The sequence below is a fragment of the Prauserella oleivorans genome (assembly GCF_042685745.1).
Lineage (GTDB): Bacteria > Actinomycetota > Actinomycetes > Mycobacteriales > Pseudonocardiaceae > Prauserella_A > Prauserella_A oleivorans.
Genome location: NZ_JBHUNT010000001.1, coordinates 751,576 through 775,033, shown reverse-complemented (window position 1 = coordinate 775,033; position 23,458 = coordinate 751,576). Strand labels below are relative to the sequence as shown.

The window sequence follows — 23,458 nt, the reverse complement described above, 5'->3', positions numbered from 1 at the left end:
GTCAGTGCGGCCGACTAAGGCGCAGGCTGGCCGTACTCACGGTTTTCATGGTAGACGGGGCCGTCACACCGTTTTTCCACAGCCCTCCGGGCATGGTCCCCGGCACACCGCGGCAGGGTGTCGACAAGGTGACCCGGGCGCGGACCGTATTCTCGACGCGTGTTCGTGGTCGCGCTGATTCCCGCACTTCTCGGCATTCTGGTCGGCTGGGGTGGCTACCTCGGTCTGCGGGAGAAACTGCCCCGGGATCGAGGGGCGGGCGTGCGCACCGCGGCCACGCTCCGCAGCGACGAGGCCTTCCGGGTGGCCAACCGCGTCGCCGGCCTGCCGACGATCGTGGCCGGCGCGGTGGGTGTGCTGGCCGGTGTGGCCGGCCTGCTGATGCCGAACGCGTGGGGCACCGTGATCGCCGCCGTGATCGGACTGGTGGGCATGTTCGCCCTGGTCGCGGGTGGTGGCGTGCTGGGTCACCGCGCCGCGGCCGCCGTTCCGCCGCCGAGCGAGGTGCCCGCGGGCTGCTCCGGCTGCGCGTGCGGTGGCTGCTCCGCCCTCACCGGGGCCCAGGCCGACCAGGCGTCCTGAGACCTACCGGACCGTCGCCGGGGCCTCGGCGGTGAACCGGCGCAGCGGCCGGTTGCCCACCCGCGGCGGGCTCCTCAGTTCCGCTGCAGGTCCCCGGGATGCGTGGCGAGTAGCGCGGTCGGCAGCCCCTGCCTGCGCAGCACCTGGCCCCAGAGGTCCCGCTTCGGCGTGGCCAGGACGTCACTCGGCAGCGCGGGCACGATGAGCCAGTCCCCGCGGTCGATCTCGCCGGCCAGCTGACCGGCGTCCCATCCGGCATAGCCGGCGAAGACACGCATCCCGCGCACCTTGGAGACGAGGGATTCCGGGTCGGCGTCGAGGTCGACGAGAGCGACCGGTCCACGCACCGCGATGACGCCGGGCACGCTCGCGGCGGTCTCGCCGGTGCGCAGCGCGGCCAGGCAGAGCGCCGTCTTCTTCTCCACCGGACCGCCGACGAACACGGCCTGCGGCTCGACGACATGCTGGCCCCACGTCGGCAGCACTTCGTGAACCGGGATGTCGCTGGGCCGGTTCAGGACGACACCGAGGGTGCCCTCATCGCGGTGGTCGATCACGAACACCACGGTTCGCCGGAAGTTCGGATCGAACATCGTGGGTGCAGCTACCAGCAGGGTTCCCGGTTCCACCTCGGCATCCGCTCGCACCTCTCCATGATCCCACCCCCGACCTGGCCGAGCGTCACGGTGGCTTGTCTTTCCGGCGTCACCTTCGTCGCATCGCCGACCCGACTTGCCGATGCCGCCCACAGCCTGTGCCCCACCCGTTAGGGTGAGCGCGTGACCATGGCTGGCAACGCGTCGTCGCTGACCGTCACCTCGACGGATGGACTCGTCCGCGCGACCGTCGACTCCGCCGGGACGCTCACCGGACTCGAGTTCGCGCCCTCGGCGTTCGAGCGCACCGATCCGGCCACGCTCGCCAGAACCGTGCTCGAGGTCGTCCGGCAGGGCACCGCCCACGCGCACGGCACCGACACCGAGTCGCAGTCCACGGCACGCCCGCCCGTACCGCCCCGGCCGACGCCGAAACGGATCCGTCCGGAGCGCCGGCCTGAGTAAGGTGAACGCGCGCGAAGCCGGTTCCGGCTGGCGCGAGGGTGCACGGTGACGGACCGAGGGGGAACAGGCGTGCGCTACCGAGTCGAGGTTGCTGACCGCGCGTGCGCGCTGTACGCGTTGTGGAACGGCCGGATCTTCCGCGCCCAGCGTTCCACCGCCGACGCGAGTGTGCTGCTCACGCCGCTGCCCGGGGAGGAACCGCCCGACGACTTCGACACCGAGCTCGACGGCACGCGCGGCAAGGTCGTGCCCTCCACCGAGGCGAACGCCACCTTCGCCATCCACACCTACTGCTACTACGACGACGAGCCCTACCTCATCGAGCCGCGGTCGACCGACGGCGAGCTGATCCTGCGCTGGGCAGGCACGGACGAACAGCGCGCCCGCGAGCTCGGCCTCACCGGCCTGACCACCACGGTCCGCGATCCGGAAAGCCTGACCGCCCTCTGGCAGGAACGGCACGACTTCGCCGAGGACGGTGCTGTCCACAGCGAGCCCGGCAGCGGCGACTCCCAGCGGTTGCTGCGCGCGATCGGCCGGACGATGCTCGGTTCGATGCCGTCCGGCTGGGACCGCGTCAGCGCGCAGTTCCGGCAGGTCGGCGACTACTCCGAACTCGAGGTGCGCGCCGTCGCCGAGGGCCCCGAGGCCACGCTCGTGTCGCTGTCGGCGCCGCCGCAGCTCGGCCAGCTGTTCACGCAGTTGCGCTCGGCGATGTACCAGCCGGACACCGGCACGTGGTTCCAGGGCACCTTCACCCTCGACAGCACCCATAGCTTCGACTTCGACTACGACGCCGAGACCGAGCCCGAGTGGCGCCTGTCGCCGGCGGGCAGGCGCACGGCGCGCAGCTACGAGGCCGAGCTCGGCTACTACCCGCGCAAGCGTGTGCCCACCTGGCTCGCCGCCCGCGCGGGACTGCCCGTGGACGTCGTCTTCCGGCACGCGCAGGTGGTCGACGGACACACCGAGGGCGAGCAACCGGTGGTCAACCGGCAGCCGGTGCCGCAGGACGAGGTGCCGCGCGTGCTGGCCTACCTCTACCGCGCGCCCATCGCACTCACCAGGCCGGGCGCGCTACCGGACATCTTCGTCCCCGGGGCGCCGACCGGCGTCCCGGACGCCTTCCACACCGACGGCGTGTGGGTCTGGCCCGCCGCCGTGCCGCACTACCTGCGCACCTACGGCGTCCCGCCGGAGCCCGACCTGCTCGACCACATCCGCGCGCACGACTACCGCGTGCCCTACGTGGCCCCCGTGGTGCGCGCGAGTGCCGAGGCGGAGTTGCTGGGCCGCCCGCGTCCTGCCCGGACCGCTGCCGACCTGGGCGAACCCGATCCCGTCACCCGCGTGCACCGGGGAGAGGAACCGAAGTCGCTGCGGGCCTCGGACGTGCTGGACGTGCTGCGTACCCGGCTGGCCGAGTACGGCGTCGCGGAGAGTGCCTACCGGATCGGCGAGGCCGCCGACGGCGCGTGGTGCCTGCGGCGGACCGAGCAGGGCTGGGAGGTTGCCCGCCACGACGGCGGCAGGCCGGTCGAGCCCAGGATCTTCCCGCGCGTGCACGCGGCGGCCGAGGCGCTGCTCGGGGCGTTGCTGCTGATGCCGGGCCGGATGCGGGCCGGCGTCGCCGAGGACGAGGCGGCGGAGCCCGCCGCGCACGCCACCGACTGGCCGATCCTGCCGATGCGGGGCGAGCCGCCGCTGCCGTACTACCGGAACAAACGCCTGGTCACCCTGCCCGCGGGCACCACGGTGCGGCGCTACGGCAACGAGAACGGCAACCTGGTGCATCCGGACGACACGCCGTTCCCGCGGACATCGCTGGCGTTCGAGCGCGAGACGGACCTGCGCGGCTACGTGGTGCGCCGCCCGATCCGGGTGCTGACCGGCGTGACGGCCCCCTGGGGCCCGCTCCCGGGTGGCGCGGTCGCCTACCTGCTGCCGCGCGCGATCGGCCACCACGTGGAGTCGGGCGCGCTGGAGCGGCTCGGCTGAGTCACGTGGGCGGCTCGATGCCCTGCTCGGCCGCCCACGCCCGCAGCTCGGCGACGGCCTCGTCGTGGTCCAGCGGGCCCCGGTCGAGCCGGAGCTCCTTGAGGTGCTTCCACGCCTTGCCGACCAGCGGACCCGGCTTCAGCCCGAGGATCCGCATGATCTCGTTGCCGTCGAGGTCCGGCCGCACGCGCGCGAGGTCCTCCTCCTCGGCGATGCGGGCGATCCGCGCCTCCAGGTCGTCGTAGGCGCGCTGCAGACCGGCCGCCTTGCGCTTGTTGCGCGTGGTGCAGTCGGCGCGCACGAGCTTGTGCAGCCGGGTCAGCAGGTCGCCGGCGTCGGTGACGTAGCGCCGGACGGCCGAGTCGGTCCACTCACCTTTGCCGTAGCCGTGAAACCGCAGGTGGAGGTACACGAGCTGGGACACGTCCTGCACGACGTCCTTGGAGTAGCGCAGCGCCCGCAAACGCTTGCGCGCCATCTTCGCGCCGACGACCTCGTGGTGGTGGAAGCTCACCCCGCCGCCCGGCTCGAACTTGCGCGTCGCCGGCTTGCCGATGTCATGCAGCAACGCGGCCAGCCGCAGCACCAGGTCCGGGCCCGACGCCGGCTCGTGTCGGGTCTCCAGGTCGATCGCCTGCTCGAGCACGGTGAGCGAGTGCTGGTAGACGTCCTTGTGCTGGTGGTGCTCGTCGATCGCCAGCCGCATGCCGGGCACCTCGGGCAGCACGACATCGGCCAGCCCGGTGTCGACCATGAGCTCGATCCCGCGCCGCGGCGCCACGCCCAGGAGCAGCTTCGAGAGCTCCGCCTGCACCCGCTCCGCGGTGATCCGGCCGATCTCGGCCGACATGTCCCGCATCGCCTCGACCACTCGCGGAGCCGGGGTGAAGTCGAGCTGCGCGACGAACCGCGCGGCCCGCAGCATCCGCAGCGGGTCGTCGGCGAACGACTCCTGCGGCGTGGCCGGCGTGTCCAGCGAGCGACGGGCCAGCGCCTCCAGGCCGTCGTGCGGGTCGACAAAGGTCTTGGTCGACAGCTCGATGGCCATGGCGTTGACCGTGAAGTCCCGCCGTACAAGGTCACCCTCGATCGTGTCACCGAAGGACACCTCGGGGTTGCGGCCGACGCGGTCGTAGGTGTCCGACCGGAACGTCGTGATCTCCAGCTGCGTGCCCCGCTTCGCCGCGCCCACCGTGCCGAACTCGATGCCGGTGTCCCACACCGCCTCCGCCCAGCCGGACAGGATCTTCTGGATCCGCTCCGGGCGGGCGTCGGTGGTGAAGTCGAGGTCGGGCGAGAGCCTGCCGAGCAGCGCGTCGCGCACGCTCCCGCCGACGAGGTAGAGCCGGTGTCCCGCCTTGGCGAAGCGGGCGGCGAGCTCGTCGGCCACCGGGGAGATGCGCAACAGTTCCGTCACCGCATTGCGCTGGGCCTCGGTGCGCTGGGCGGCGATGTGGTTCACCGGGATCGCACCCCCGATGTGGTCTGCTGGCAACGCGAACGGATCAACACGGACACGAGAAGCCAGCCTACCGGCGGCATCGTTTGCTCTAGCATCGCAGCATGCCTGGATCGGCCGGTCGCTCCGGTGGCGCAAAACCGGGACGCCGGTCCCGACGGCGCCGCGGCAGGCGGCTGACCACGGTCAACGAGACCTCCGCCGGCGGGCTGGTGGTCGATCCCGAGCGGGCGAACGCGGTGCTCATCGGCAGGCTCGACCGGCACGGCAGGCTGTTGTGGTCGCTGCCCAAGGGACACATCGAGGACGGCGAGACCACCGAAGAGACGGCCGTGCGGGAGGTGAAGGAGGAGACCGGCATCACCGCGCACGTTCTCCGCCCGCTCGGCACCATCGACTACTGGTTCGTGGCCGAACGCAGGCGCATCCACAAGACGGTGCATCATTTCCTCCTCGAAGCTTGCGGCGGCGAGCTGTCCGACGAGGACGTGGAAGTCACCGAGGTGGCCTGGGTCCCGCTCACGGAGCTGGAGAGCAGACTCGCCTACGCCGACGAGCGCAAGCTGGTGCGCAAGGCACGAGAGTTGTTCGACGACAGCCGTGGAGTGAGCAAGCAGTGAGCAGGCTCAGCGCGTTCGCGCTGGCATTGGCGTTCCTCGTCGCACAGGGGCTGTTCGCCGTACCGGCGCCAGCGGCCCAGCCGCTGGACTCGCCCAACTTGCTCGAGCTGGACATCGACGGGTTCAGTCCCCGCATCGTCACCCCCTCCGACGACACCCTCGTCGTCTCCGGCACGGTCACCAACACCGGTGACCGCGGCATCTCCGAGGTCGTGGCGCGGCTGCAGCTCGGCCAGCCGCAGACCGGCGAGGAGGAGTTCGAGGAGTCCCTCGCCGACGCGCCGCCCGCCGACGCGGGCTCGTCCGAGTGGACCGGCATCGCCGACTCCCTCGAGCCCGGGGACAGCGCCCGCGTGGAGTTCCGGCTGCCGATCGCGGAACTGCCGCTGTCGGCGCCCGGGGTCTACCCGCTGCTGGTGAATGTCAACGGCACGCCCGAGTACGGCGGGCCCGCCCGGCTGGCGTCGATGGACCTGATGCTGCCGGTGATCGATCCGCCGAGCGAGGCCGCACCGGCCGAGATGTCGCTGCTGTGGCCGATCACGGCGGCCCGGCCGCGCGTGGTGTCCGACCCGCACAACGGGCCGCTCGTGCTCTCGGACGACGGTCTCGCGGGCGAGCTCAAGCCGGGCGGCAGGCTCGACGCGCTGGTGGTGGCCGCGTCGTCGCGCCGGGACGACGCGGCGGTGTTCGGCTCGATGTGCTTCGCGATCGACCCGGAGCTGCTCGACACGGTGGAGGAGATGAGCCGCGGCTACCGGGTGCGGACGCCGCGTGGCGAGATCGACGGCTCGGGCCGGGAGCACGCCGCCCGCTGGTTGCAGCAGCTCAAGGCGCTCGTGGCCGCCCACTGCGTCGTCCAGATCCCGTACGCCGACGCCGACCTGGCCACCGTGTCGAAGATCCGCACCCCGGCCGACCTCGTCGGCACCGCGCTCAACGGCACCTCGATCCTGCAGAAGCTGGGCGTCGAACCGCGGCCGGGTGTGGTGTGGCCCGGTGGTCCCCTCGACGGTCGGACGCTGGGCGCCGCGGCCCGCGCCGGAATGACCTCCCTCATCACCGACCCGCTGCAGCTCGACGACGCCGACGGAACGGGGCCGGTCGACGTCGCGGGCAGTCCCGTTCGTGCGCTGACCCACGACTCGCTGGTCGCCACCGCCATGCGCGGCAAGCCGACCTCGGGCAGCAGGCTCACACCCGCCGACGAGCCGGACGTCGCGACCCAGAACGGCATCGCCGCGCTGGCCTTCCGCGGCGGGCTCGGCGAGCAGACCGAAGGAGCGGTCATCGTGGCGCCCCCGCGCCGCTGGAACGCACCGGTCGGCGAGCTCGTCACGTTCCTCGACGCGGTGGCCACGCTCAACCGGGCGGGCATGGTGGAGCCGGTGTCGCTGGACGACCTGCTGGCCGCTCCGTCCGAGGGCACCGCCACACCTGCCACGGACGCCGACGGGCTCGACGGCTCGCGTTCGTCGGCAAGCCAGGTGGTGGGCGAGCTCTCCCGGCTGGAGGCAACCGCCGCCGACCTGCAGAGCGCCATGACCGTCGACCCGACCCGGCAGGTGCAGCCGGCCACGCTCATCCAGCCGCTGCACAACGCCGTGCTGCGGGCCACGTCGACGGCCTGGCGCCCGAGGCAGAGCACCGCCGCCGCCGGCATGGCGTCGGCCCAGCTCGAAGACCTCCGCGGCCAGGTGACGGTGGCCACGCCGCCCCAGCCCGTGTCGCTGGCGTCCGGGTCGAGCCCCCTGCCGGTGAGCCTGAGCAACAACCTGCCGGTGACCATCACCGTGCGCATCCGGCTGGAGAACACCGCGGGTCTGCGGCCCGCCCGAGTGCGTGACCCGGTGCTCTCGGCCAACAGCACGTTGAGCCAGCTCATCCCGGCCGAGGCGCTGCGCTCCGGGCGATTCAACATCGACGTCTCGCTGACCACACCGGGCGGCACGGAACTGGGTGAGCCCGCCCGGCTGGAGCTGTCGTCGAGCGAGCTCGGCACGGTGACCGTCGTCATCACCGTGGTCGCCGGGGCGGCGCTGGTGCTGCTCTCCGCACGCCGTATCTATCGCCGGGTCAAGGGTCGTAACGGCCATACGACCTGAGATTTACCCGCGGCCCGCATTACCCTGAATCGACGGAGCTTGACCGCCGACCGATGGGGCACGTGTTGGACAGAGAGCCGGGCCTGCCGCCCGAGCGAGCGGGTAGGCCTCCGCGTCCGGACCGTGTACCACCGGCACCGGGACGCCGGACGCCTCCCGACAGCGCACGGCATCGCCAGCCGCCACCCGAGCGGCGCGACGCACCGCCACCACCACCCGATCCCCGCGGCAACGGCCGCGCACGTCGTGTTCCCGACGTCCAGGGAAGCCAGAGCGGGCGCCTCCGCCCGCCCGAGAGCCCGTACCCGCCGGACGGGCCGCCGCCGCGCAGGCAGGCACCTCCGCCGCAGGGGCCACCCCCGGTCCAGCACCCGGCCCAGTCACCGCCGGGCCGCGGCCTGCCGCCGCGCCGGGGCAGGCAGCCGGAGGACCCGCGCCGCAGGCCGGTGAGGCCGTGGCGGCAGGAGGCCGAGGGGCCGGCCCGCCGCGTCCCGCCGCCGCCACGCGACGGCGAGGCGACCATGTTCATCCCGCGCGAGCGCGGCATACCGCCCGGTGTGCGCTGGCCCGCCGCCGACCCGGACGTGTTCCGGCCGTACGACGAGCTCGCCACGCGGATGATGCCGCGGATCCTCGACGGTCCGCGGCCGACCGAGATCGGCGAGCGGCTCCCGGCAGTACAGCTGGAGCCGCCGAAGGACAAGCCGGCCAAGAAGCAGTCGCTGGCCAAGGCCACCGGTCGGATGGCCATCGCCACGATGATCAGCCGCATCACCGGCTTCCTGTGGAAGGTCATGCTCGCGTGGGTCGCGACCCTGGGCGTGCTCTACGACTCGTTCACGGTGGCCAACACGCTGCCGCTCATCATCAACGAGCTGCTGCTCGGCGGCGTGCTGACCAGTGTGGTCGTCCCGCTGCTCGTGCGGTCGCAGGACGACCCCGACGGCGGCGAGGCCTACACCCAGCGCCTGATCACGATGGCGCTGGCCATCCTCGGCGTCGGCACGGTGGTCTCCACCGCGTTGGCACCGTGGCTGACGTCGCTGCTCATGGACGACACCGGGGACGCGAACCCGCAGCTCGCGACGTGGTTCGCCTACCTGCTGCTACCCGGGTTGCTGTTCTACGGCCTGTTCGCCGTGCTCTCGGCCGTGCTCAACGCCAAGCAGATCTTCGGCCCCGCACAGTGGGCGCCGGTGATCAACAACCTGGTCATCATCGCCACCATCGCCGCGTTCGCCCTCGTCCCCGGCGACCCGACGATCGTGCCGACCCGCATGACCGACCCGCAGGTGCTCGTGCTCGGGCTCGGCGTCCTGGCGGCGATGATCGCGCAGGCCCTCTTCCTGGTGCCCGCGCTGCGTCGCTCCGGCTTCCGGTTCCGCTGGCGCTGGGGCATCGACGAGCGGCTCAAGGAGTTCGGCGGGCTCGCGCTGTGGATCCTCGGCTACGTCGCCGTCAGCCAGATCGGCATGGTGGTGAACACGCGCGTGCTCACCGCCGGGGCGGCCGGTGGCCCGTCGATCTACTCCAACGCCTGGCTGCTGTTCCAGCTTCCGTACGGCGTCATCGGGGTGTCGCTGCTGACCGCGCTCATGCCGAAGATGAGCCGGGCCGCCGCCGACCACGACTACCGCAGGCTCATCGGCGACCTCTCCTACGGCTCACGCCTGACCACGCTGATGCTGCTGCCCGTGTCGGCCGTGATGGCCGTGGCGGGCACGTCCATCGGGGTGGCCCTGTTCGCGGTGGGCCGGGGCTCGGTCGAGAACGCCGAACGGCTGGGCCAGGCCCTGGCGGTGTCCGCGTTCGGGCTGCTGCCGTACGCGCTGGTGATGCTGCAGATGCGCGTGTTCTACGCCATGAAGGACTCGCGTACGCCCACGCTCATCATGTGCGTGATGACGGTAGTCAAGATCCCACTGCTCTATCTCGCCTCCTCCCTGCTGCACCCGGTGAACGTCGTACTCGGCGTGATGATGGTGAACTCGCTGGTGTTCGTCGTCGGTGCCGTGCTCGGCCAGGTGTGGCTCTGGGTGAAGCTCGGGAACCTGCGCAGCAGACGCGTGCTCGGCGTCATCCTGTTCACGGTCGTGGCCAGTGCGCTCGGCGCGCTGGCGGCCGCCCTGGTCGGCATGCTGGTGCCCGACGCGCTCGGGCCGGTACTGGCGGCGTGGGTGAAGCTGATCCTGCAGGGGATCGTCGGCATCGGGGTCTCGTTCGGGGTGCTGATCGCACTCAAAGTGGATGAACTCGCGCCCGTGACCCGCAGGATCACCCGGTTGATCCGCCGGGCGTAACCCGGCCCTTGCCCGGGGTATTCACGTACCCTCTTGGCTAGGCGATTCGTCGAGCAGAGGCAGGGGGTCCGAGCCCAGTGGGCACGAGAGCGCGGGGTGGGCCGCTGGCGCCCGGCGGTGTCGTCGGCGACGGCCGCTACCGGCTGCTCGCCCAGTTCGGCATCGACGAGCGGGCGGGCGCCCACCTGTGGCGAGCCAGGGACGGACAGCTGCGCCGGGACGTGGCGCTGACGATGCTGGTCGGGGACCCGGCCGACGCCGAAGCGGCCCGGCTCGGCAGGCGGACCCTCGAGCGTGCCGCCCACGCCGCGACGTTCGAGCATCCCGGTGTCGCCCGGGTTCTGGACGTGCTCAGCCTCGGCAACGGCATCTCCTCCAGTGAGGGGCTGCTGGGCATCGTCGTGGCCGAGTGGACCAAGGGCACCGACCTCATCGATCTCGTCGCCGAACGGCCGGTCGAGCCGGGCACGGCCGCCCGCATGGTGCAGGCGCTGGCCGAGTCGGTCGAGCTCGCCCACCAGTCCGGACTGGTGCTCGGCATCGACCACCCGCAGCGGCTGCGGATGACCCCGGACGGCCGGTTGCGGCTCGCGTTCCCGGGCCCGCTGCCGGACGCGACGCTGCGCGACGACGTCAAGGCGCTCGGCGCCGTGCTGTACCTGCTGCTCACCGGCCGGTGGGCGTTGCCGGGCGGTCCGCCGGCGCTGCCGGCCGCACCGAAGTCGCCGACCGGGCGCATCGTGCCCGCGCGGTCGCTCGAGCCTCGCGTGCCTCAGGAGCTCTCCGCTCTGGCGGTGCGCACCATCGAGGACGGCGGCCACGGCGGCATCCGCACGAGCGCCGCCATCCTGCGCGCCCTCGAGCAGGCGGCCGAGGCCGCCGAACGCACCCAGATCATCAACACCGAACAGATCGACCCGGACGGCGGCGTCTGGACCACCAAGAAGCCGGTCAAGGACGCCACCCGCAGGCGCAAGCTCGCGCTGGGTGTGACCGTGCTGGTGGTCGCCGCCGTCGCCGTGCTGGCCTGGCTCGGCATGATGGCCATCAGCTTCTTCCAGGACGACCCGGGTTCGAGCGGCCCACCGGTCAACCTCGCCGATCCGACGCCCACCCAGCAGGCGGGTCCGCCTCCGCAGGGCAACGGACGTCCGGCGCAGAACAACGCGCCCGCGAACACCGGCCCGCCGGTGGAGCCCGCGGAGGTCACCGTCTACAACCCCGAGGGCGAGGGCGACAGCCCGGGTGACGCCGAGCAGGCGACCGACGGCGACCCCGCGACCTTCTGGCGCACGGACGAGTACAAGCAGCAGTTCCCGACATTCAAGCCGGGCGTGGGGCTGCTGGCGACCTTCGACGAGCCGATCAACCTCGCCAAGGTGCGGATCACCGCGGACAGCCCGGGCACGAAGGTGGAGGTGCGGCTCGCCGACGAGCCGGACCCCGCGCTGGAGGACACCCGTGTCGTGGCGTCGGGCACGCTCCGGGGCAACGACACCGAACTGACGCTGAACCAGCCCGCCGAGAGCGAGTTCGTGATCGTCTGGATCACCGGCCTCTCCGGCGAGGCGCCCGAGTTCGCCTCGGAACTGGGCGAGGTGACCTTCCTCCCGGCCGGGTGACACCCGGAAGCAGGCCCGGGTGGTGTTAGTAGTCTCTCCCGGGTGACCGCACCAGCGCCAACGGATGCCGATCTCATCAGAGCCCACGCTGCTGGAGATCCACACGCGTTCAACGAGCTGGTCCGGCGCCACCGCGACCGGATGTGGGCCGTCGCGCTGCGCACGGTCCGCGATCCCGAGGAAGCCGCGGACGCGTTGCAGGACGCCTTCATCTCGGCGTTCCGTGCCGCGGCGAACTTCCGCGCCGAGTCGGCGGTCACCACGTGGTTGCACCGCATCGTCGTCAACGCCTGCCTCGACCGTATGCGCCGGCGCCAGGCCCGCCCCACAGTGCCGCTGCCGGAACAGGGGCACCAGGAGCCGGCCGTGCCCCGCGACTCCATGGCGGAGCGGGAGACGCGGCTGGTCATCAAGGAGGCGCTCGAGCAGCTTCCCGACGACCAGCGCATGCCGATCGTGTTGGTCGACGTCGAGGGGTACTCCGTCGCCGAGACCGCGAAGATGCTGGGCATCGCGGAGGGCACGGTGAAGAGCAGATGTGCTCGCGGGCGCGCCAAACTCGCGAAACTTCTCGGACATCTGCGGAACCCCGAGCCGGAAGGTGGCGTCCCAACTCACGAAAGCAAACACGGGGAGGGACGATGACGGACGAGGTCAGGGGGCATGGCGGGGCCGTCGGCCCCCCGTGGTCTGTCGACGTGCTTGCCGATCTGCATGCCGGCGTCCTCGGTGAACGCGAATCCGCCGAGCTGTGGCCTCTCGTGAACGCGAACCCGGAGGCGCGCGCCGTCATCGACGCACTGGAGGCCACCAGCGCCGACCTGAGCTCGCTCGCCTCGGGGCCGGTGGAGCCGATGCCCGCTGACGTCGCAGCCCGGATCGACGCCGCACTCGCCCAGGAGCAGCAGGCGCGTGGTTCGAACGTCGTGAGCCTCGACGCTGCCCGCGCCCGGCGGAAGAAGCGGGCGGGCTGGGCGGCCGGGCTGCTTGCCGCCGCGGCGGCCGTCGTGGCGGCGGTGCTCGTCGTCGTACCCGGCACGGGCGGCAACGAGACCGGCGGCGTCGCGCAGCCCGCCCCCTCGAGCGGCCCCGGCGGCAGCGCGTCCGAGACCCCGCCGCTGGCGTTGCACGACGGCAACGTCGGGGAGGCCGTGGGCGATGTCAACGGCGTCCGCGACTTCGGCCCGCTGGGGAACGAGGCGCGCCTGGACGCGTGCGTCGAGGCCGCGGGCATCGACCCGGATGTCCAGCCCATCGGGTTCCGGCCCGCCACCGTCAACGGCCAGGAGGCCGTCCTGGTGCTCTACACCACAGGCGAGCTGGCCCGGTACCGGCTGATCGCGCTGGCCCCCGACTGCGGTCCGGACAACCCGGGCCTGCTGCTCGACGAGACCATCGGCCGCTGACCTGCCACGCACGCGGGCCGCTGCCCTCCCACATCGCGGGAGCAGCGGCCCGCGGCGTGTGCGGGCACCGTCACGTCGGGAACACCCGCCCCTACGATTCTGTTGGACCTGGTAGTCAGGCGTTGTCGAAGCGGAGGTCACGGGTGGCTGCAGAGGACGTTCGGAACCTGATCATCGTGGGGTCGGGTCCCGCTGGATACACCGCTGCCGTGTACGCGGCGCGTGCGCAGTTGGAGCCACTGGTGTTCGAGGGCTCCCAGTACGGCGGCGCGCTGATGACCACCACCGAGGTGGAGAACTACCCCGGCTTCCGGTCCGGTATCCAGGGTCCCGAGCTGATGGAGGAGATGCGCGAGCAGGCCAAGACCTTCGGCGCCGACCTCCGGGCGGAGGACGTCGAGCAGCTCGACCTCACCGGCCCGGTCAAGTACGTGACCGCGAACGGCAAGCGCTACGCGGCCCGCGCCGTGATCCTCGCGATGGGCGCGGCGGCCCGGTACCTGGGTGTGCCGGGCGAGCAGGAGCTGCTCGGCCACGGGGTGTCCTCGTGTGCCACGTGTGACGGCTTCTTCTTCCGCGAGCACGACATCGCCGTGGTCGGCGGCGGCGACTCCGCGATGGAGGAGGCGACCTTCCTGACGAAGTTCGCCCGGACCGTCACGATCGTCCACCGGCGGGAGGAGTTCCGCGCCTCCAAGATCATGCTCGAGCGCGCCAAGGCGAACGAGAAGATCCGCTGGAAGCTGAACTCGCAGGTCACCGAGGTCGTCGGCAACGGCAAGGTCGAGGGCCTGCGGCTCAAGGACACGGTGACCGGCGAGGAGTCGACGCTCGACGTGACCGGTTTCTTCGTCGCGATCGGCCACGACCCGCGCAGCGAGCTCGTGCGTGGCCAGGTGGAGCTCGACGACTCCGGGTACGTCGTGACCAAGGGCCGCAGCTCCTACACCAACCTCGACGGCGTGTTCGCCGCGGGCGACCTCGTGGACCACACGTACCGTCAGGCCATCACCGCCGCGGGCAGCGGCTGCACCGCCGCCATCGACGCCGAGCGCTGGCTCGCCGAGCACGCCGAGGTGAGCGAGGCCAACGAAACCTCCGAACTGGTGGGTGGCGGCTACGCGACCCGGGCCAACTGAACCGAACCGGTCGAACGACAGGAGTTATGAAGATGACCGACACCGTGAAGGTGACCGACTCGAGCTTCGCCGACGACGTCCTCGCCAGCGACAAGCCCGTCCTCGTCGACTTCTGGGCCACCTGGTGCGGGCCGTGCAAGATGGTCGCCCCGGTGCTCGAGGAGATCGCCACCGAGCACAAGGACAAGATCAAGATCGCCAAGCTCGACATTGACGAGAACCCGAACACCGCCAGGGACTACCAGGTCATGTCGATCCCGACGCTGATCCTGTTCCAGGACGGCAAGCCGGCGAAGCAGATCGTGGGCGCGAAGCCGAAGGCCGCGCTGCTGTCCGACCTGGCCGACGTGCTCTGAGTCGTGCCGCACATCGGGCGAACCCGGGGCGCAGGGGATATGCGCCCCGGGTTTTCCTGTTTCCGGGTCGGGACAACGCCCGATCCAGGCCTGCGAGCTCACACGAAGTTCACAAGGCACAATAGGAACGGCAGGGTGTGCAGCCCTGCCTCAGTTTGCAGAAGCATCGCGCACTAGGTGCCCAAGGTAGAGCGAGGAGTGCATGCGGGTACTCCGCCGTGGCGACGCCGGCCCGGAAGTCGCCGAGATCAGGTCCATGCTGACGAGCCTGGACCTGCTTTCTGGGAGTGACGAGGGCGACCACGGGTCCTTCGACGCCTCGGTCGAGCAGGCCGTCCGCGCGTTCCAGCAGCGCCGGGGGCTCATCACCGATGGCATCGTCGGTCCGGCGACCTACCGCGCGCTTCGCGGCTCCTGCTACCACCTCGGCAGCAGGCCGCTGGCGTACCTGATCTCGTCGCCGGTGCACGGGGACGACGTCTTCGCCCTGCAGGAGCGGCTCACCGAACTCGGCTACGACGCGGGCCGCCCCGACGGGAACTTCGGCCCGCAGACCGAGCACGCACTGAAGAACTTCCAGCGCGACTACGGCCTCACCGTCGACGGCATCTGCGGAGCGGCGACAGTGCGGGCGCTGCGGCAACTCTCGCCGCGTGCGCGTGGTGGCCGGCCGGTGTTCCTCCGCGAGCAGGAACAGGTGCGCCGGGCGGGCCCGCGGCTGCGCGGCAAGCGCATCGTCATCGACCCGGGTCACGGCGGCGCCGACACCGGCGTGGTCGTCAACGGCGTCCGGGAGAGCGACATCGCGTGGGACCTCGCGCGTCGTCTCGAGGGCCGGATGAAGGCCACGGGCATGGAAGCGCTGATCTCCCGCGGCCCCACGCACAGCCCGTCCGAGCTGCAGCGCGCGGAGTTCGCCAACGAGGCGGGCGCCGACCTGTTCCTGTCGCTGCACTGCGACGCCAACCACTCGCCGCGCGCCCAGGGCGTCGCGAGCTTCCACTTCGGTACAGGCAACGGCACCACGTCGACGGTCGGCGAGCTGCTGGCCGGCTACATCCAGCGTGAGCTCGCCGCCCGGACCGGACTGCTCGACTGCCGCACGCACCCCAAGACGTGGGAGATCTTCACCCGCACGCGGTGCCCTGCGGTGCGCGTGGAGATCGGCTACCTGACCAACGAACACGACCGGGCCAGGCTTTCCGACCCCGCGTTCCGCGACGTGGTGGCCGAGGGCATCCTGATCGCCGTCAAGCGGCTCTACCTGCTCGGCGAGAACGACCAGCCGACCGGCACGTTCACCTTCGCCGACGTGCTCGCGCACGAGCTGGCCAAGGCGGAGTAGGTCGGAGTAGGTCGGAGTAGGTCGGAGTAGGTCGGAGTAGGTCGGAGTAGATCACTGTCGCGGTGGCGGGACCGCCACTGCCACCCGGGTCGCCGCTTCCATGGTGGCGAGGGTGCCGGAGTCCGGTTCGCCGTCGAGCAGGGCGGCCTCGGAGATGACGAGCCGGCCGCGTCGGGTGAGGTCCGACGTGTAGGCCTCACCGGTGAAGGCACCGTTGCCGATCCGTGCCCCGGCCGCACCGAGTGCCGTGACACTGCCCGTACCCTGCGTGTCGACGAGGTCCCGCAGTTCGCGGGCCTGATTCGCCCGAGGCATCCGTACCCACGCGATCGAGACGGCGATGTGGTTGCCGGCCTCGTCCGCGACCACGACGAGCCGCCGGGTGAGCCCACGACACGGGTTCGCGGCGAAGAACTCCCGCACCTGGCCGTAGGACCAGGTCACGCACTCGGCGGCATGCTCGATCCCGTCCTTGACCCCGCTGCGCACGCTCCTGGCGACCCGGCGCAGGTTGAGCGTGTTCAGCGCGGCGTTGACTCGTCCCCGGGCCGCCTGTTTCGTCGCCGTCTGCACACTCGCCCGCAGCGCCTGCGACAGCACCACATCGGCTGCCGAACCAGCCGTACCGGCGCCCAGGCCACCGAGGCCGCCCGTGGTTCCGATAGCCAGCGCTCCCGCTGTCGCGGCAGCGGCGAGTGTCAACCGGCCCTTCTTGGGCCGATCCTCGCCGAAAGGCCGTGGCTTACCGCCAACCATTCGCACCATTGAGTACCCCCAGGGCTACCCATGGTGGAGATCCCGCCTACGCCAGGCGACCGCCGCTCAGGTGTGGATAAGTCGACCGGTTGTGCACAGAGCTGTGGACAACTCAGGCGCGGGTGGTACTGGGCGTGGCCGTGGTGACGGAGACCTGGCCGAGCAGCTTCTCCAGCGCCGCCTCGACGTCTTCCTTCCAGGAGATCGCCGAGCGCAGTTCCAGCCGAAGCCGTGGCCAGCGCGGATGCGGACGCACGGTCTTGAAGCCGACGCTCTGCAGAAACGCGGCGGGCACCACGCAGACGTGCGTGTCTGACTCCGTCTCCGGCTCGGCGTCTCCGAAGGCCTCGATCGCGCGCACACCGCGGCGCGTGAGGTCCTTCGCCACGGCCTGCACGAGCGCGCGTCCCAGGCCGCCTCCGCGGAACTCAGGCGCGACATAGAACGAGGTCAGCAGCACGGCGTCCGGACTCGGCGGCGAGGTGGGGAAAGCGTCGGACCGCGGCACGGCACTCGGCGGGGCGTAGAGGACGAAGCCGACCGGCAGGTTGCCGCTGTAGATGATCCGTCCGCACGACCCCCACTCGAGCAGAACGCCGGAGACCCAGGCTTCCTTCTCCACCTCGGTCTCGCCGAACTCCTCGGCCTGCTGCTTGAGGTGTGGCGCCAGTTCCCAGTACACGCAACGCCGGCAGTGCAGCGGCAACTGCTCCAGGTTGTCCAGCGTGACGCCCACGACGCGTCGCGACACCACACCTCCCCGGATTCGTGCGTGACGGCCGTGCAAAGCATATGCCGATGTGAGAAGGGGCAGAAAGGCGGGAGCCCCGGAATCCGGGCGGTTACACTCGACAAGATCTGCCTGCAGGTAGACGGACCCAACTGCCGAGCGCTTTTCGAAGCAGACGGAAGTACGCCATGACTGCCTCCCAGCCACCGGAGCACAGACCAGGGTCGGAGCCCGGCCGCAACAACCTCGATCCGCACCTCGACCGTTACGCCGCGCGCACCGCCGGCATGACGGCGTCGGAGATCCGAGCGTTGTTCGCGGTAGCCAGCCGGCCGGAGGTCGTCTCGCTGGCTGGGGGTATGCCCAACCTCGCCGCCCTCCCGCTGGACTCGCTGTCGAACCAGATGGCCGAGCTGATCGCCGAGGACGGGCTCACGGCGCTGCAGTACGGCTCCGCCCATGGTGTTCCGGCGCTGCGGGAGCAGATCTGCGAGATCATGGCCATGGAGGGCATCACCGGCCACCCGGACGACATCGTCGTCACGGTCGGCTCGCAGATGGGCCTGGACATGGTCACGCGGCTCTTCTGCGACCCGGGCGACGTGGTGATCGCCGAGGGCCCGTCCTATGTCGGCGCGCTCGGCTCGTTCGCGGCGTACCAGGCGCAGGTCATCCACGTCGCGATGGACGACGACGGGCTGGTGCCCGAGAATCTGCGGGAAGCGCTGACCCAGGCCGAGAAGCACGGCAAGCGGGTCAAGTTCCTGTACACGATCCCGAACTTCCACAACCCCGCCGGCGTGACGCTGGCCGTCGAGCGCCGCGCCGAGATCCTCGAGATCTGCCGGCAGCACGACGTGCTCGTGGTCGAGGACAACCCGTACGGCCTGCTCGGCTTCAACGGCCAGACCTACCCGGCGTTGCGGTCGATGGACCCGGACAACGTCGTGTACCTGGGCTCGTTCTCGAAGACGTTCGCCTCCGGCCTGCGGGTCGGCTGGGTGCTCGCGCCGCACGCCGTGCGGGAGAAGCTCGTGCTGGCGGCCGAATCGGCCACGCTGTGCCCGCCGACGCTGAACCAGCTCGTCGTCTCGCGGTACCTGGAGACGCACGACTGGAAGGGCCAGATCAAGACGTTCCGCGAGAACTACCGCGAGCGGCGGGACGCCATGCTCAGCGCCCTCGAGCAGCACCTGCCCGAGGGCTGCACCTGGACCCGACCTGACGGCGGCTTCTACGTGTGGGTCACCGTGCCGGAAGGGGTCGACACCAAGGCGATGCTGCCGCGTGCCGTCACGGCGCGGGTGGCGTACGCGTCCGGCACGGGTTTCTACGCGGATGGCTTCGGCAGCAGGCAAATGCGACTGTCCTATTGCTACCCGACGCCGGAGCGGATCCGCGAGGGCGTGCGTCGGCTCGCCGGCGTTCTCGAGTCCGAAATGGACTTGATGCGGACGTTCGGTAGCGTGACGACGCGCGCGGTGTCCGGCCCGGAGTTCCCCGGCCCGGACACGGCCTGATCTCAGCTTTTCCCTGCTATACAAGGAGTTCTTCGGGTGGCCGATGCTACTGTCGCCGTGCTCGCCGGCGGTCTCTCGCACGAGCGTGACGTGTCGCTGCGTTCCGGCCGGAGGCTGTCCGTCGCCTTGCGCGACCAGGGCCTGACGGTCGACGAGTGGGACACCGATGCCAGCCTGCTGACCCGGCTGCGGGATGAACGGCCGGACGCCGCGGTGGTCGCGCTGCACGGGGGAGAGGGCGAGAACGGCTCGGTGCAGACGGTCCTGGAGATGTTCGGGGTGCCGTTCGTGGGCACCAGCTCGCGGGGTTGCCGTCGCGCCTGGGACAAGCCGATCGCGAAGGCACTCGTCGCCGGTGCCGAGTTCACGACGCCGGACTGGGTGGTGCTTCCGCACAGCACGTTCCGCGAGCTCGGCGCGCAGGCGGTGCTCGACGCGATGGTGGAGCGACTCGGCCTGCCGCTGATCCTCAAGCCGGACCAAGGCGGCTCGGCACTCGGTGCGCAGGTCGTGCGGGACGCCGCGGAGTTGCCTGCCGCGATGGTGGGCTGCTTCGCCTACGGCGACACCGTGCTCGCGGAGAAGTACATCGAGGGCACCGAGGTCGCGGTCACCGTGGTCGAGCGGGACGGTGGTCCGCAGGCGTTGCCTGCTGTCGAGATCGTGCCCGAGAGCGGCATCTACGACTACACCGCGCGCTACACCGCCGGCCTCACGGACTTCTTCACCCCGGCGCGGCTCTCCCCGGAGGCGGAGAAGGCGCTCGGGGAACTGGCGGTTGGCGCCCACCGGTTGCTGGGGCTGCGGGACATCTCCCGGACCGACGCGATCGTCGCCGAGGACGGCACGGTTCACTTCCTGGAGGTGAACTCGTCGCCGGGGCTCACCGAGACCTCCACCGTGCCGATGGCGATGGAGGCCGCGGGGACGTCTCTCGGTGCGGTGTTCGCCGATCTGGTCGCCCGCGCCGTCCAGCGAGCGGGCTGACCAGAATCATCACCGTGACGAAATGACCTGGTGTCCCAGGTCATCGGTTCACGTGCCCGATTTGTTCTGTTTCGGGTCCATCAGGGCGACGATGCGCTCGAGGTCGTCGACCGAGCCGAACTCCACGACGATGCGGCCCTTGCGCTTGCCGAGGTCCACCTTCACCCGGGTGTCGAAGGTGTCGGACAGCCGCTCTGCGAGGTCCTGCAGACCAGGCGCCTGCATCGGCTTGCGGGCGGGCGCCTTCTCCTTCTTCTTCACCGCACCCTTGGACAAGGTCACGGCTTCCTCGGTGGCGCGGACCGACAGCCCCTCGGCGACGATCCGGCCGGCGAGCTCCTCCTGCGCATCCGGGTCGTCGAGCGACAGCAGTGCCCGGGCGTGACCGGCCGAGAGGACGCCGGCCGCCACTCGCCGTTGCACGGGGAGCGGGAGCCGCAGCAGCCGGATCGTGTTCGTGATGACGGGACGGCTACGCCCGATGCGGGCCGCGAGCTCCTCGTGCGTCACCTCGAACTCGTCCAGTAGCTGCTGGTACGCCGCCGCCTCTTCGAGCGGGTTGAGCTGAACGCGGTGGATGTTCTCCAGCAGGGCGTCGCGCAGCATCGCCTCGTCGGCCGTCTGCCGCACGATCGCCGGGATGTGGTCCAGCCCCGCACGCTGTGCGGCACGTAGCCGCCGCTCACCCATGACGAGCTCGTACTCGTCACCCGGCAACTGGCGCACCACGATCGGCTGCATCAACCCGAACTCGCGGATGGAGTGCTCGAGTTCGGCGAGCGCGTCCTCGTCGAAGACCTGCCGGGGCTGCTTCGGGTTTCGGCGGATCGCGCCGACCGGCACCTCGCGATAGACGGCGCCGGCCACCTCTCCGCCATGGCTGCTGACGGAACCGTTCGCCGCGAACCAGCCGGTGTCGTCACCACCGTTGGTGCGCGCGGGCTGCACCTCCGCGGTCGATTCGCCCTCCGTACCGACCGGCCCGGTCGGGATCAGCGCCGCCAGACCGCGGCCAAGTCCACCCCTGCGCTCGCTCATCTCTGCTCCCTATCGACTCCACGCTCGGCAAGCTCACGTGCCGCGTCCAGGTAACTCATCGCACCCCGGGACCCGGGGTCGTAAGCCAGAACCGTCTGCCCGTAGCCCGGCGCCTCCGACACCTTCACGCTGCGGGGGATCACCGTCTTCAGCACGACGTCACCGAAGTGGTTGCGGACTTCCTGCGTCACCTGGTCGGCCAGCTTGGTGCGACCGTCGTACATGGTGAGCAGGATCGTCGAGACGGCGAGGCCACGGTTGAGGTGCTTCTGCACGAGTTCGATGTTGCTGAGTAGCTGACCCAGACCCTCCAGCGCGTAGTACTCGCACTGGATCGGGATGAGGACCTCATGTGCGGCCACGAGCGCGTTCACCGTGAGCAGGCCCAGCGATGGCGGGCAGTCGATGAAGACGTAGTCGACGCCGAGTTGGTTCAGCGCCTCAGAGGTCAAAGCCTCCTTGAGCCTCGACTCCCGCGACGCCATCGAGACGAGCTCGATCTCGGCACCCGCGAGGTCGATGGTCGCCGGAACGCACAGCAGATTCGGTGACTGGGAGCTCACCTGCGCGGCATCGACCAGCGACACCTCGCCTATGAGCATCTCGTACACGGACGGCGTGCCCGCGCGGTGATCAACGTCGAGCGCGGTGCTCGCGTTGCCCTGGGGGTCGAGGTCGATGACGAGTGTCTTCACCCCATGGAGCGCCAGGCCCGCGGCCAGGTTCACCGTGCTCGTCGTCTTGCCGACCCCGCCCTTCTGATTGGCCACCGTCAGAACGCGCCGCCGCGTCGGCCGGGGCATGAAGTTGGCGTCGGGGTGGAGAACGCGCGCGGCACGCATGGCTTCCTCCGCGATCGGCGTCCAGCCTCCGGTGCTCGTCTCGGCAGGGGGCGTCACCGGTCGTCACCCTCCCCCGACAGTCGCTTGATCCCGCACCGTTTCACGTGGAACATTCGCCGCTCCATACTGCTCGTCATCCGCTCGGCTAACCCTTCCTCTTCGGCCGCATCCCCGAACGTCCCTTCCGCGACGTCGGTGTCCGCGCCGCGGTGCGGTCGATGACGACCACCGTCGTCGGCGTCTCCAAGACATCGACGCCGCACTCGGCGATCCTCGGCTCGCTTCCGCCCGCCTTCGACACCGAAGCCCGGTCCCGTTCGATCTCGTCGGGCGCGCTGGCTCCCTTCAACGCGACCAGCGCGCCACCCGACCGCACCAGGGGGAGGCACCACGCTGCCAACCTGCCGAGCGGGGCGACCGCCCGCGCCGTCGCGATGTCGGCCAGACCAATCTGCTCGTGTACCGCCTTCTCCTCGGCACGTCCGCGCACCACCGTGACGCGGAGGTCGAGCTCCTCGGCGACCTCCGTCAGCCACTCGACCCGGCGCGCCATCGGCTCCAGCAAGACGATATCGAGATCGGGCCGACTGATCGCGAGCGGTACACCCGGCAGCCCGGCACCGGAACCGACGTCCACCACGCGCGATTCGCGTGGGATCTGCTCGCCGATCACGGCCGAGTTGAGGACATGGCGTTCCCACAGCCGATCCACCTCACGCGGGCCGATGAGCCCGCGCTCGACACCGTGCTCGCGTAGGAGCGACACGAACCGCTCCGCTTGCTTCACCTGGTCGCCGAAGACGGCGACGGCAGCCGCCGGGGTGGTGGACGCCAATCCATCCAGGCCCACTAGTCACTCCTCACCGGGGTCGCCGTTTCACGTGAAACCAGCCCCTTGATTGTCCCTGATGTCTTGCCGGATTCGAGACGACAGTCCGAAGTTGTGGACAAGTCCACCCGCCGTTTCACGTGAAACCGGCGGGCGCATAAAGAAGCGGCCCGCCGATCATCGACGGGCCGCTTCATTGTCCTCGGTGTCTACGCGGGGAGGACCACCACGCGACGCTTCGGCTCCTCGCCTTCGCTCTCGCTCGTGACGCCGTCGACCGTCGCCACCGCGTCGTGCACGACCTTGCGCTCGAACGGACTCATCGGCGCCAGCCGCACCTTCTCGCCCGACCGTGCCACCTCCTCGGCGGTCGACCGGCCGAGTTCACGCAACTCCTCCCGACGCTCCGCACGCCAGCCGGCGATGTCGAGCATCAGCCTGCTGCGGGTGCCCGTTTCCTGCTGTACGGCGAGCCGGGTCAGCTCCTGCAGAGCTTCGAGCACGTTGCCTCGGGGACCGACGAGCTTGTCGAGGTCCTCGCCGCCGTCGATGCTCACGACGGCACGTCCGGCCTCCACGTCGAGGTCGATGTCGCCGTCGTAGTCCAGGATGTCGAGCAGGCGCTCGAGGTAGTCACCCGCGATGTCGCCTTCGCGCACCAACAGGTCGTCGTTGTCGTCCACGTCGTCCTCGGCCGCGTTGGTCACGGCCTCGTCCTCTTCGGCGCCGATCACCTCGGCTGTCTCCGACATGTCGCTTCTCC

The 23,458-nt window shown here is 70.7% G+C and carries 21 protein-coding genes and 1 pseudogene; 14 read left to right on the top strand and 8 right to left on the bottom strand.

Annotated elements, in window-relative coordinates; translation table 11 throughout:
* Positions 1–159: 159 nt before the first annotated feature.
* Complete coding sequence (locus ACFSZT_RS03825; protein WP_377395543.1) at positions 160–582, top strand: SdpI family protein; 423 nt, start codon at positions 160–162, stop codon at positions 580–582.
* 74 nt (positions 583–656) lie between these two features.
* Here the strand turns inward: ACFSZT_RS03825 and ACFSZT_RS03820 are convergent.
* A pseudogene (locus ACFSZT_RS03820) lies at positions 657–1,232 on the bottom strand (YqgE/AlgH family protein); the annotation flags it as partial.
* 135 nt (positions 1,233–1,367) lie between these two features.
* Here ACFSZT_RS03820 and ACFSZT_RS03815 point away from each other — a divergent pair.
* A complete protein-coding gene (locus ACFSZT_RS03815) occupies positions 1,368–1,643 on the top strand; it encodes a YbaB/EbfC family nucleoid-associated protein (protein WP_377396311.1) in 276 nt (91 codons plus the stop codon).
* Positions 1,644–1,712: 69 nt separating this feature from the next.
* The gene (locus ACFSZT_RS03810; protein ID WP_377395540.1) at positions 1,713–3,641 is read left to right on the top strand and encodes a TNT domain-containing protein; all 1,929 of its coding nucleotides are present in this window, start codon (positions 1,713–1,715) and stop codon (positions 3,639–3,641) included.
* A gap of 1 nt (position 3,642) precedes the next feature.
* On the opposite strand, the gene ACFSZT_RS03805 is transcribed toward ACFSZT_RS03810, so the two are convergent.
* On the bottom strand, positions 3,643–5,103 hold the full coding sequence (locus ACFSZT_RS03805) for a CCA tRNA nucleotidyltransferase (RefSeq protein ID WP_377395537.1): 1,461 nt from the start codon (positions 5,101–5,103) through the stop codon (positions 3,643–3,645).
* A 101-nt stretch (positions 5,104–5,204) separates the two neighbouring features.
* Between ACFSZT_RS03805 and ACFSZT_RS03800 the strand changes: the two genes are divergently transcribed.
* The 9 genes from ACFSZT_RS03800 to ACFSZT_RS03760 all read left to right on the top strand — a co-directional run bounded on the left by ACFSZT_RS03800 (position 5,205) and on the right by ACFSZT_RS03760 (position 15,993).
* Positions 5,205–5,720, top strand: a complete 516-nt coding sequence (locus ACFSZT_RS03800) for an NUDIX hydrolase (protein WP_377395534.1) — start codon at positions 5,205–5,207, stop codon at positions 5,718–5,720.
* Positions 5,717–7,825, top strand: a complete 2,109-nt coding sequence (locus tag ACFSZT_RS03795; RefSeq protein WP_377395531.1) for a DUF6049 family protein — start codon at positions 5,717–5,719, stop codon at positions 7,823–7,825. The genes ACFSZT_RS03800 and ACFSZT_RS03795 overlap by 4 nt, the downstream gene beginning before the upstream one ends.
* Before the next feature lie 446 nt (positions 7,826–8,271).
* Entirely contained in the window at positions 8,272–10,125 is a 1,854-nt protein-coding gene (gene murJ, locus ACFSZT_RS03790) for a murein biosynthesis integral membrane protein MurJ (protein WP_377395528.1), read from the top strand.
* A 77-nt stretch (positions 10,126–10,202) separates the two neighbouring features.
* Positions 10,203–11,747, top strand: a complete 1,545-nt coding sequence (locus ACFSZT_RS03785) for a protein kinase family protein (protein WP_377395525.1) — start codon at positions 10,203–10,205, stop codon at positions 11,745–11,747.
* A gap of 42 nt (positions 11,748–11,789) precedes the next feature.
* A complete protein-coding gene (gene sigM / locus ACFSZT_RS03780) occupies positions 11,790–12,392 on the top strand; it encodes an RNA polymerase sigma factor SigM (RefSeq protein WP_377395522.1) in 603 nt (200 codons plus the stop codon).
* Positions 12,389–13,153, top strand: a complete 765-nt coding sequence (locus ACFSZT_RS03775; protein WP_377395519.1) for a hypothetical protein — start codon at positions 12,389–12,391, stop codon at positions 13,151–13,153. The genes sigM and ACFSZT_RS03775 overlap by 4 nt, the downstream gene beginning before the upstream one ends.
* Positions 13,154–13,296: 143 nt before the next feature.
* The gene (trxB, locus tag ACFSZT_RS03770; protein ID WP_377395516.1) at positions 13,297–14,292 is read left to right on the top strand and encodes a thioredoxin-disulfide reductase; all 996 of its coding nucleotides are present in this window, start codon (positions 13,297–13,299) and stop codon (positions 14,290–14,292) included.
* 32 nt (positions 14,293–14,324) lie between these two features.
* On the top strand, positions 14,325–14,648 hold the full coding sequence (trxA, locus tag ACFSZT_RS03765; RefSeq protein ID WP_377395513.1) for a thioredoxin: 324 nt from the start codon (positions 14,325–14,327) through the stop codon (positions 14,646–14,648).
* Positions 14,649–14,850: 202 nt separating this feature from the next.
* A complete protein-coding gene (locus tag ACFSZT_RS03760; protein WP_377395510.1) occupies positions 14,851–15,993 on the top strand; it encodes an N-acetylmuramoyl-L-alanine amidase in 1,143 nt (380 codons plus the stop codon).
* A gap of 51 nt (positions 15,994–16,044) precedes the next feature.
* Here the strand turns inward: ACFSZT_RS03760 and ACFSZT_RS03755 are convergent, their stop codons facing one another.
* Entirely contained in the window at positions 16,045–16,695 is a 651-nt protein-coding gene (locus ACFSZT_RS03755) for a hypothetical protein (RefSeq protein ID WP_377395507.1), read from the bottom strand.
* Between the two features lie 166 nt (positions 16,696–16,861).
* On the bottom strand, positions 16,862–17,500 hold the full coding sequence (locus ACFSZT_RS03750) for a GNAT family N-acetyltransferase (RefSeq protein ID WP_377395504.1): 639 nt from the start codon (positions 17,498–17,500) through the stop codon (positions 16,862–16,864).
* Between the two features lie 167 nt (positions 17,501–17,667).
* Here ACFSZT_RS03750 and ACFSZT_RS03745 point away from each other — a divergent pair, with 167 nt between their 5' ends.
* Both ACFSZT_RS03745 and ACFSZT_RS03740 read left to right on the top strand, forming a co-directional pair.
* Positions 17,668–18,999 carry an aminotransferase-like domain-containing protein gene (locus tag ACFSZT_RS03745; protein WP_377395501.1) on the top strand — a complete coding sequence of 444 codons (1,332 nt, stop codon included), beginning with the start codon at positions 17,668–17,670 and terminating at the stop codon, positions 18,997–18,999.
* A 36-nt stretch (positions 19,000–19,035) separates the two neighbouring features.
* Positions 19,036–19,986, top strand: a complete 951-nt coding sequence (locus tag ACFSZT_RS03740) for a D-alanine--D-alanine ligase family protein (RefSeq protein ID WP_377395498.1) — start codon at positions 19,036–19,038, stop codon at positions 19,984–19,986.
* A 48-nt stretch (positions 19,987–20,034) separates the two neighbouring features.
* Here the strand turns inward: ACFSZT_RS03740 and ACFSZT_RS03735 are convergent, their stop codons facing one another.
* The 4 genes from ACFSZT_RS03735 to ACFSZT_RS03720 form a co-directional block, all read right to left on the bottom strand.
* Positions 20,035–21,024: a ParB/RepB/Spo0J family partition protein gene (locus tag ACFSZT_RS03735; RefSeq protein WP_377395495.1), complete on the bottom strand. Its 990-nt coding sequence runs from the start codon at positions 21,022–21,024 to the stop codon at positions 20,035–20,037.
* The gene (locus ACFSZT_RS03730) at positions 21,021–21,866 is read right to left on the bottom strand and encodes a ParA family protein (protein ID WP_377396308.1); all 846 of its coding nucleotides are present in this window, start codon (positions 21,864–21,866) and stop codon (positions 21,021–21,023) included. The genes ACFSZT_RS03735 and ACFSZT_RS03730 overlap by 4 nt, the downstream gene beginning before the upstream one ends.
* A 145-nt stretch (positions 21,867–22,011) precedes the next feature.
* A complete protein-coding gene (gene rsmG / locus ACFSZT_RS03725) occupies positions 22,012–22,716 on the bottom strand; it encodes a 16S rRNA (guanine(527)-N(7))-methyltransferase RsmG (protein WP_377395492.1) in 705 nt (234 codons plus the stop codon).
* Between the two features lie 188 nt (positions 22,717–22,904).
* A complete protein-coding gene (locus ACFSZT_RS03720) occupies positions 22,905–23,447 on the bottom strand; it encodes a Jag family protein (protein WP_377395489.1) in 543 nt (180 codons plus the stop codon).
* Between the last annotated feature and the right edge of the window lie 11 nt (positions 23,448–23,458).